Raw genomic sequence first — 7,249 nt, forward strand, 5'->3', positions numbered from 1 at the left:
TCTCGATGCTGCTCCGGGGTCGGGCTCGGCTGCTCCGGGATCGGGCTCGCGCGGCAGGCTTGGGCCGCATCCTGTATCCTTCGCTGGTATCGGGAGCCTCGCTTGCAGGCGCGGGTTTCGGGTCCGACCTGGCCGGCGGGCGCGGCGGCATTCAGTAATGGGGGATTTCGATGCGCCTAGTCTTGATCGCGCTCGCTGCTTTGTGGACGGTTGGCGCTCTGATCGCCTTCCTGCGGACGCGCCGGAAACCGCTCGATGCCAAGCTGTCCGCCACCTATCTGGTGGTCTGGCCGGCGCTGCTGGTGCTGATGTATATCAATCAGCCGGTGGCGCTCTGGTTCGCGGTGCCGGTCTTCTTCGGCTTCATCCCCTGGTTTTTGGCCGGACCGCATCTGTGGAGCATCCTCCAGGATCCAGACCGGATCAAACCTGGAGAAGTGGCAGGGATTCCCATCGGCTACTGGAAGTGGGGTGGGTTGGCCGCCGTGCTCTTGGGCCTCGTGTCCGACTTCTTCCTGCGCCCCTGATGGGCTCGGGATCCGAGCCGGCTCGGATCGATTCGCCCCCGTTTGCCAACATTCAGCTGTGTGACATCCTGTTTTTATGAGCCACTCATCGAGCAACCAGCCCCCAGAGGACATTCGCCGCATCGAGGCGTTGTTGCAGATCGTCGCGCGTCTGCGCGATCCCGAGCACGGCTGCCCCTGGGATCTGAAGCAGACCATGCGCAGCATCCTGCCGTTCACGCTCGAGGAGGCCTACGAGGTCGCCGAGGCGATCGAGAACGACGACATGCCCGAGCTGCGCGAGGAACTCGGCGATCTGCTGTTTCAGGTCGTGATCTATGCGCGTATGGCCGAGGAGCGCGATGCCTTCGGCTTCGCGGACGTGATCGAGGCCATTTGCGACAAGATGATCCGACGGCATCCGCATGTGTTCGGCGATCTGCGGGTGGAGTCCGAGGCCGAGGTGCGCGCGAACTGGGAGCGGATGAAGGCGGACGAACGCGAGGCCAAGCACGAGCGCCCGCATATCAGCGTCCTCGATGGTGTCGCCCAGGCGCTGCCAGCGCTGGTGCGCGCCGAGAAATTGCAAAAGCGGGCCGCCAATGTCGGCTTCGATTTGAATGGCCTGGAACAGGTCGTCGAGAAGATCCATGAAGAGTTGCACGAGTGCGAGGAGACCTTCGCCGCGCATGCCGATCCGACCGAGCGCGTACACGAGGTGGGTGATCTGCTGTTCTCCTGCGTCAATCTTGCGCGCCATCTCGGGGTCGATGCGGAGCAGGCACTGCGCGCGGCCAATCACCGCTTCGAGCGTCGCTTCCAGCGCATCGAGGTCTGCCTGCGCGCCGCCGGACGGGTTCCGGGGCGCTCCCAACGCGCCGAGATGGATCGGCTCTGGGAGATCGTCAAGCACGAACAGCACTAAGCGATGAGCTTCCTTGCGCGCATTGACGACTGCAATCGCTGGGCAACGGGTGATTTCACGCCCTTTTTCGTCGCCGGCGAACAGCTCGGGATGGTGCGTTGGGCGTTTGCCGACGCCCTCTGCGAATTGCTGGGTACAAGCTTCGCGCGCACCGACGAGGGCCTGCATTGGACGCGCGCGCCCTGCGGTTTCGAGGCGCGCACCGAGGCCATGGCGCAGCTGTGCGATGCGCTGATCGCGCGCGGGTTCATCAGCTACCGCCACGGCGAGGCCTATCCGGTGACGAGCGGCCGGCGTGAGGATGCGCGCTTCCTGATCGATCGTGCCTGCGCGCCTTACTTTGGGATACGCGCCTTCGGGCAGCACATCAATGGTTTCGTGCGCGCTGCCGATGGCCTGCGGATGTGGATCGCGCGCCGCGCGGCGGATCGGCGTGTCTATCCGAACCGACTCGACAACATGGTCGCCGGCGGTCTGCCCTGGGGTATCGGCCTGCGCGAGAACATCCGCAAGGAGTGCGCGGAAGAGGCGGGGATGCCGGCGCAGCTGGCCGATCGCGCGATCTCGGTCGGCGCCATCAGCTACTGTCGCGCCTCCAAGCGCGGCCTGAAGCCGGATGTGATGTACTGCTACGATCTGGAGCTGCCAGAGGATTTCGCGCCGCGTTGTCAGGATGGCGAGGTGGCCGGCTTCGCGCTGCTGCCGATCGAGCAAGTCGCCGACCTGGTGCGCGAGACAGAGGAGTTCAAGCTCAACTGCAACCTGGTGATCATCGACTTCCTGGTCAGGCATGGCGTACTCACCCCCGACCATCCCGATTATCTGGAGATCGTCCAGCGCCTGCGCTCGCTCGTTTGAGCCGTGCCGGGTAGCCGCGCTCGATCTCTCCAACGGGTCTTCGCGTCTGGCATCCGCGTCCGGGTTCTGCTCAGAATAGGCGCCATGCAGGTTCCCAACAGCGGGCCTGGCTCGGACTCTCCAGCACCACTTTTATCGAGGGCAACATGAGCAATCAATTTGGCATTCAGCGGCGTCCATCGGCCCAGGTCATGATCGGCGGATTGCCGGTCGGCGGCGACGCACCGGTGCGGGTGCAATCGATGACGAATACCGACACCGCCGATATCGAGTCGACCGTCACCCAATGCGCCGAGCTGGCCCGCGCCGGCTCCGAGTTCGTGCGGATCACGGTCAATAACGAGACGGCGGCGGCGGCGGTGCCGCGCATTCGCGAGCGGCTCGAGGCCATGGATGCCGCCGTGCCGTTGATCGGCGATTTCCACTTCAACGGCCATCGCCTGCTCAGCGACTATCCCGCTTGTGCCGAGGCGCTGGCCAAGTATCGGATCAATCCCGGCAACGTCGGTCGTGGCGAGAAGCGCGACAGCCAGTTCGCGACCATGATCGAGATTGCCTGCCGCTACGACCGCCCGGTGCGGATCGGCGTCAATTGGGGCAGTCTCGACCCGGAACTGGTGGTGCGCATGATGGACGAGAATGCCCGCGCGGCCAGTCCCAGGCCGGCCGACGAGGTGATGCGCGAGGCCATGGTCGAGTCCGCGCTCGGGAGCGCGCTACGCGCCGAGGAGCTGGGGCTTGGGCGCGATCGCATCATCCTCTCGTGCAAGATGAGCGGGGTGCAGGATCTGATCGCGGTCTATCGGCTGCTCGCCGCGCGCAGCGATCACGCGCTGCACCTGGGCTTGACCGAGGCCGGGATGGGCTCGAAGGGCATCGTCGCCTCGACTGCGGCGCTGTCGGTGTTGCTGCAAGAGGGCATCGGCGACACCATCCGCGTGTCGCTGACGCCGGCCCCGGGCGAATCCCGCACCCGCGAGGTCGTCGTCGCGCAAGAAATCCTGCAGACCATGGGCATGCGCTCCTTTGCCCCCATGGTCACCGCCTGCCCGGGCTGTGGTCGCACCACCAGCACCGTGTTCCAGGAACTCGCCGAGGATATCCAAGGCTATCTGCGCGAGCAGATGCCGGTCTGGCGCGAGACCTATCCAGGGGTCGAGACGCTGCAAGTGGCGGTGATGGGCTGCGTCGTCAACGGCCCGGGCGAGAGCAAGCATGCGAACATCGGCATCAGCCTGCCCGGCACCGGCGAGCAGCCTTCGGCGCCGGTCTATATCGACGGCGAGAAGGCCACGACCCTGAAAGGGCCGGATATCGCTGAACGCTTCAAGACGATGGTCGACGAGTACATCGTCGAGCGCTTTGGCGGCCACTGATCTTGCTCGCCCATCCCGAGCGCCGCTCCCAGGTACCGACCCCCACGCTGTTCGCCGATGGTATGCCACGACCACCAACCTTACTGCGGAGAATGCATGCATGAAGACCAACAAACGTCTCTTCCCGGGCCTCGCGCTGGCGCTGGCTGGCGCCTTATCGGCCGGTGGCGCGAGCGCGGCCGAGGAACCGATGATGGTGTCGGTGCAGCGCTTGTCCTTGGAGACCGCGCAGCGCATCGCGCAGGCCACCGTCGACGCTTGCCGCGAGAGGGGGATTCAGATCGGCGTCACCGTCGTCGACCGCGACGGCGTCGTCCAGACCCAGTCGCGTGACACCATTGCGGCTCCGATCACGATCCCGATCAGCGCCAAAAAGGCTTATACCGCTGCCAACTTCAACGCCGCCACCTCGGACTTAGAGCCACGGGCGGATAGCGCCGTCGGGCGTCAGGATTTTCTAGTGATGTCGGCGGGTGGTCTGCCGATCCAGGTCGGCGGGGCCTTGGTGGGCGGGGTCGGCGTCAGCGGCGCCCCGGCGGGCGAGACCGATGAGGCCTGCGCGCAGGCCGGCCTCGACGCCGTCCAGGACGACCTCGAGATGGCCATGTAGAGGCATCGGGGGCTAGGCATCACCGCGCATCGACTGGGGAAATCGCCCACGGGCCATGTCCCCCAGCGATGCGCGGTACCGCGCTAGAAGTCCCCGGTCGCGCCAGCGGTGATGATGGAGAGCATCTCGCCGTTGATGGTGATGGCGATGGCCTGCAATTCCGGTGGCAGCTCGTAGGCATTGATGATCATGTCCAGGTTGAGCATCTCGAGCCAGAAGCGTCCCTCGCCGTCTTCGACCAACGCGATCGAGCAGGGCATGTAGGCCGCATAGATGGTGTTGAAACGCACCATCTTGATGGCATCCTCCGGGCGGCAGAACTGAAAGATCTCGAGTCGGGGCGACTCGAGCCCGCGCGCCTCGAGTTCGCCACTGACGTTCTGGTGGCCGACGAGCTTCATGTTCAGCTCGATCGCCTTGGAATTCATGGCGTCGATGGCGTCGTCGGGACCGACGCCCTCCATGAGACCGATCTTGAGCACCGTCTGACCGATCTCGTACATGGTGACTTCGGGGGCATTGGCGCTGTCGATTTCCGAGGCGGTCGGGACCGACAATGGCAACAGCCACAATAACGCGGCGGTTGCAAGGGTGCGTTTGAGCATGGGCGGAACTCCTTGGGCGGGCATCGGCAAGCGCTTCTAGCCGCTGGCATCAATCGTCGTTATCGTCGTCTTCATCAGGGTCATCGTCGAGCGAAGCCACAAAGGCGAGGATGTCGAGGAGTTCATCGTCTTCATAGGTGTCGAAGGTCTCGTCCTCGGGATCATCGCCGTGGATGCGCTCATCGTTCTTGAACAGCGCGATTTGCCGCATCAGGTACTCGTGATATTGACCGCGTAGCGGCGGTGAATCCTTGCGCGATTTGCCTTCCGCTTCGCGGCCGTGGCAGGTCTTGCAATCGTATTTATAGAGGCGCCGACCAGAACGTGCACTGCCGTCTGCCGGAGCGGGCACATCAAGGTCGATCTCGAGGCTGGAGATATAGCCCGCCAAGTCCATCAGGTCGCGGTCATCGTAGGTCTTGAGGCCACCGACGACCAACATGGCGTCGTAGCTGCGCTTGCCATCCTGATAATCGCGCAGCGCGTTCATCAGATAGTACTCGGGCAACCCGGCAATGCGCGGATACTTGCCGCCCAGGATGCCCTGACCGCGTTGACCGTGACAGAGGGCGCATTGACGAAACATCACCTCGCCCTCGGCGAGATTTGGCTCGTCATCCTCCAGCGCCTGGTTACGAGCGTCATAATCGTCCCTGGCGGAGGCCGACGTCATGGCGATGATCAGGCCGAGTGGAGCCGCGACCAGCGCGGCGAGAAGCAAACGCGTCAGCGACATCGGAACGTGCTCCATTCTCTCTCTGGTGGGTCTTCGCGCCGCCGCGAAGCATGAGAGGGCCTCGGCATCGAATGGCAAGCCCTCATCGTTGGGTTCGGCGCGGCTAACATAGGCGATTGTCGGCAGCGCTACAACCGCGTCAACAACCAGTCTTTCCGATCGAGTCTTCAGGCGGACGGCCGCGGCGGCGTTATTCGGCGGTCGCTGATCTCAATGGTATTGCTCGGTCGTATAGTGACCGGGCTCATGGCGCTTGTGCCGATGTAGACCCCGCGCCTCGAGCCAAGCGCGCACATCCTTGATCATCTCCGAATTGCCGCACAGCATCAGGTGGCTGTCATCGGCATTGATCTTGGCGCCAGCGGCCTCCTCGAGCACACCGTTCTCGAGCAGATTGGTGATGCGGCCCTGCAAAGCGGTCTCGCTGGAATCGCGCGTCAGCGCGGTGATGAAGGTCAAGGCATCCTCATGCTGGGCCTGGAGCGCGGCGATGGTCTCGCCATAGGCCAATTCGCCGGTATTGCGCGCTCCGTGCACCAGGATGATGCGCTCGAAGCGCTCCCAGGGCTCGGCGGTCTTCAGCATCGAGAGGAATACGCCGAGCGCGGTACCGGTCGCCAGCATCCACAGATGCCGGCGCGAAACCACATTGTCGAGGGTAAAGACGCCGCTGGCCTTGGCCGAGATCCAGATGCGATCACCGATCTGAAGATCGGATAGCTTCGGCGTCAGCGGACCTTCCGGGATCTCGTTGAAGTAGATCTCGAGCGGCTGCTCGTGGGGCGCGTTGACCAGCGAGTAGGGGCGGCCGACGCGCTCGCCATCCAGGTCGAGGGCGACCTTGATGTACTGCCCGGCCTGGAAGGCCTGCAACGGGGCGTCGATTTGCAGGCTGTAGAGCGCCTGCGACCAGTGCCGCTTACCGGCGATGCGACCTTCGATCCAATCGTCAGCCATCGATCACTACCTCATCTCGTCTGTTGTGGCCGGGTGCGGCCTGGGGGAATCTGGCTCTAGGTGGCCCCGAAACGACGGTTTCAAACCCTGTCCGGCAACTGTTCATGCGTCTGCCTGCCCCGGCGTCATCCCGCAAAAGACTTCCGCGCGTCAATTGCTTGCAACACGGCAGTGGCCGCATTGTGTTGACCGGCGTCCATCCCATCTGGGAGGTGTCGAGTCTTTGTACAACGCACAATGAGATCCGCCGATGCGACCTCTCCCCCTGCTCATGCTCCTTGGAGGGCTCACGATGACCACTCAGGCTGCCGCCAACTGCGGTCCCGCGCTCGATTTCGAGCTGCGCCGCCTCGCCGGCGATGACACCGTCAGGCTCTGCGATGCCTATCAAGGCAAGGTCGTGCTGATGGTCAACACCGCCAGCAAATGCGGTTTCACCAGCCAGTACGAAGGCCTCGAGGCACTGTACGCCAAGTACAAGGAGCGCGGCCTCGTGGTGCTCGGTTTCCCCTCGAACGATTTCGCCAACCAGGAGCCGGGCAGCGAGGAACAGATCCAGAAGTTCTGCCGCCTGACCTACTCGGTGGAGTTTCCGATGTTCGAGAAGCTCCATGTCAAGAAGGGGAAGGCGAGCCCACTTTATCAATACCTTGCGACACAAACCGGAGTCTATCCC

General features: G+C 63.9%; 9 protein-coding genes. 6 read left to right on the forward strand and 3 right to left on the reverse strand.

The window, feature by feature from the left end:
• The first annotated feature begins 170 nt into the window (after positions 1-170).
• From ACLFQI_RS10115 to ACLFQI_RS10135, 5 genes are all read left to right on the forward strand, one after another.
• Entirely contained in the window at positions 171-527 is a 357-nt protein-coding gene (locus ACLFQI_RS10115; protein WP_410759016.1) for a hypothetical protein, read from the forward strand.
• 76 nt (positions 528-603) lie between these two features.
• On the forward strand, positions 604-1,431 hold the full coding sequence (gene mazG, locus ACLFQI_RS10120; protein ID WP_410759018.1) for a nucleoside triphosphate pyrophosphohydrolase: 828 nt from the start codon (positions 604-606) through the stop codon (positions 1,429-1,431).
• Between the two features lie 3 nt (positions 1,432-1,434).
• The gene (locus ACLFQI_RS10125) at positions 1,435-2,289 is read left to right on the forward strand and encodes a DUF4743 domain-containing protein (RefSeq protein ID WP_410759020.1); all 855 of its coding nucleotides are present in this window, start codon (positions 1,435-1,437) and stop codon (positions 2,287-2,289) included.
• Between the two features lie 146 nt (positions 2,290-2,435).
• On the forward strand, positions 2,436-3,665 hold the full coding sequence (ispG, locus tag ACLFQI_RS10130; RefSeq protein ID WP_410759022.1) for a flavodoxin-dependent (E)-4-hydroxy-3-methylbut-2-enyl-diphosphate synthase: 1,230 nt from the start codon (positions 2,436-2,438) through the stop codon (positions 3,663-3,665).
• Between the two features lie 100 nt (positions 3,666-3,765).
• On the forward strand, positions 3,766-4,275 hold the full coding sequence (locus ACLFQI_RS10135; RefSeq protein ID WP_410759023.1) for a GlcG/HbpS family heme-binding protein: 510 nt from the start codon (positions 3,766-3,768) through the stop codon (positions 4,273-4,275).
• Between the two features lie 83 nt (positions 4,276-4,358).
• Here ACLFQI_RS10135 and ACLFQI_RS10140 read toward each other — a convergent pair whose 3' ends face one another.
• The 3 genes from ACLFQI_RS10140 to ACLFQI_RS10150 all read right to left on the reverse strand — a co-directional run bounded on the left by ACLFQI_RS10140 (position 4,359) and on the right by ACLFQI_RS10150 (position 6,573).
• Positions 4,359-4,880, reverse strand: coding sequence for a DUF302 domain-containing protein (locus ACLFQI_RS10140; RefSeq protein WP_410759024.1), 522 nt, complete (start codon positions 4,878-4,880; stop codon positions 4,359-4,361).
• 49 nt (positions 4,881-4,929) lie between these two features.
• Complete coding sequence (locus ACLFQI_RS10145) at positions 4,930-5,616, reverse strand: c-type cytochrome (RefSeq protein ID WP_410759025.1); 687 nt, start codon at positions 5,614-5,616, stop codon at positions 4,930-4,932.
• Between the two features lie 210 nt (positions 5,617-5,826).
• Positions 5,827-6,573, reverse strand: a complete 747-nt coding sequence (locus tag ACLFQI_RS10150; RefSeq protein WP_410759026.1) for a ferredoxin--NADP reductase — start codon at positions 6,571-6,573, stop codon at positions 5,827-5,829.
• A gap of 250 nt (positions 6,574-6,823) precedes the next feature.
• On the opposite strand from ACLFQI_RS10150, the gene ACLFQI_RS10155 reads away from it, so the two are divergent.
• On the forward strand, positions 6,824-7,249 hold a 426-nt coding region (locus ACLFQI_RS10155), incomplete at its 3' end, for a glutathione peroxidase (protein WP_410759028.1).

It is taken from the genome of Halochromatium sp., assembly GCF_046541315.1.
In the GTDB taxonomy this organism is placed as follows: domain Bacteria; phylum Pseudomonadota; class Gammaproteobacteria; order Chromatiales; family Chromatiaceae; genus Lamprobacter.

What these genes read in the sequence shown, in the direction of transcription:
- mazG (WP_410759018.1), top strand. Translation starts at nt 604, where the DNA reads ATGAGCCACTCATCGAGCAACCAGCCCCCAGAGGACATTCGCCGCATC.
- ACLFQI_RS10140 (WP_410759024.1), bottom strand. Translation starts at nt 4,880, where the DNA reads ATGCTCAAACGCACCCTTGCAACCGCCGCGTTATTGTGGCTGTTGCCA.
- ACLFQI_RS10145 (WP_410759025.1), bottom strand. Translation starts at nt 5,616, where the DNA reads ATGTCGCTGACGCGTTTGCTTCTCGCCGCGCTGGTCGCGGCTCCACTC.
- ACLFQI_RS10115 (WP_410759016.1), top strand. Translation starts at nt 171, where the DNA reads ATGCGCCTAGTCTTGATCGCGCTCGCTGCTTTGTGGACGGTTGGCGCT.
- ACLFQI_RS10135 (WP_410759023.1), top strand. Translation starts at nt 3,766, where the DNA reads ATGAAGACCAACAAACGTCTCTTCCCGGGCCTCGCGCTGGCGCTGGCT.
- ispG (WP_410759022.1), top strand. Translation starts at nt 2,436, where the DNA reads ATGAGCAATCAATTTGGCATTCAGCGGCGTCCATCGGCCCAGGTCATG.
- ACLFQI_RS10125 (WP_410759020.1), top strand. Translation starts at nt 1,435, where the DNA reads ATGAGCTTCCTTGCGCGCATTGACGACTGCAATCGCTGGGCAACGGGT.
- ACLFQI_RS10150 (WP_410759026.1), bottom strand. Translation starts at nt 6,573, where the DNA reads ATGGCTGACGATTGGATCGAAGGTCGCATCGCCGGTAAGCGGCACTGG.